This is a genomic window from Paractinoplanes deccanensis (genome assembly GCF_016862115.1).
Lineage (GTDB): Bacteria > Actinomycetota > Actinomycetes > Mycobacteriales > Micromonosporaceae > Actinoplanes > Actinoplanes deccanensis.
The window spans coordinates 1-1,285 of the sequence record NZ_BOMI01000243.1 but is presented as its reverse complement, the minus strand read 5'-3'; the positions used below and the strand labels follow the sequence as shown (position 1 = coordinate 1,285).

Genomic DNA, 1,285 nt, shown 5'->3' with positions numbered 1-1,285 from the left:
CGGGCGGCAGTTGTCGCCCGAGCAGGCCGCTGCGGCGGCGATGGTGGCCGAGGCCAAGGCCCGGGGACTGGAACTGACTGGTCCGAACGGCTTGCTGAAGCTGTTCACCAAGAATGTTCTCGAGACCGCGTTGAACGAGGAGATGACCGAGCACCTGGGTCATGAGAAGAACCAGGCCGAGCCGGGACGAGAGTCGACGAATGTGCGCAACGGCAGCCGGGGTAAGACGGTGATCTCGGATGCGGCCGGTGAAGTGCGCATCGAGGTTCCCCGGGATCGGGATTCGACATTCGAGCCGCAGATCGTCAAGAAGCGGCAGCGGCGTTTGACCGAGGTCGACGAGATTGTGTTGTCGTTGTACGCGAAAGGGATGACGACCGGGGAGATCTCCGCACATTTCGCGGAAATCTATGGGGCGTCGGTGTCGAAAGAAACGATCTCGCGGATCACTGACAAGGTCGTGGCCGAGATGACCGAATGGTCGACACGGCCTCTCGACGCGGTGTATGTGGCGGTATTCATCGACGCGATCATGGTCAAGGTTCGTGAGGGCCAGGTCGCGAACCGGCCGATCTACGCGGCCATCGGGGTCACCGTGGACGGCCGCAAGGACGTTCTGGGCCTGTGGGCCGGGTCCGGCGGCGAGGGCGCCAAGTTCTGGATGAGCGTGCTGATCGATCTGAAGAACCGCGGCGTTCGGGACGTGTTCTTCGTTGTCTGCGACGGTCTGAAAGGGCTGCCGGACACGGTCGAGGCGGTCTGGCCGGAAGCGATCGTGCAAACCTGCATCATTCATTTGATCCGTAACACGTTCCGGCTGACTTCCCGGGCCGACACGGACGCGATCAAGCGTGATATCAAACCGATCTACACCGCCGTCAACGCGGACGCCGCCTTGGCCGCCCTGGATGACCTAGAGGAGAAATGGGGCGGCAAATACCGGGCGATGATCCGGCTGTGGCGTAACGCGTGGAACGAGTTCATTCCTTTCCTCGATTATGACATCGAGATCCGCCGCGTGATCTGCTCGACCAACGCGATCGAATCGCTGAACGCCCGCTACCGTCGCGCCGTGCGAGCTCGGGGACATTTCCCGAGTGAGCAGGCCGCTTTGAAATGCCTGTACCTTGTGACTCGCAGCCTGGACCCGACCGGAGCCGGCCGCGCCCGATGGACGACGCGCTGGAAGCCCGTACTGAACGCCTTCGCCATCACCTTCGGTGACCGCTGGCCGGCCGCCGAGACCTACTAACCGAAGAGCCGAAAACACCGATCTTGGTACGGA

General features: G+C 62.5%; 1 protein-coding gene. It reads left to right on the top strand.

Annotated features, from left to right (window positions below; translation table 11 throughout):
- Nucleotides 1-40: 40 nt before the first annotated feature.
- Nucleotides 41-1,252: an IS256 family transposase gene (locus Ade02nite_RS48830; protein ID WP_438871034.1), complete on the top strand. Its 1,212-nt coding sequence runs from the start codon at nt 41-43 to the stop codon at nt 1,250-1,252.
- Nucleotides 1,253-1,285: the final 33 nt, after the last annotated feature.

Excerpts from the sequence above, each read along its gene's own strand:
- Ade02nite_RS48830 (WP_438871034.1), top strand. The coding sequence starts at position 41 with ATGGTGGCCGAGGCCAAGGCCCGGGGACTGGAACTGACTGGTCCGAAC.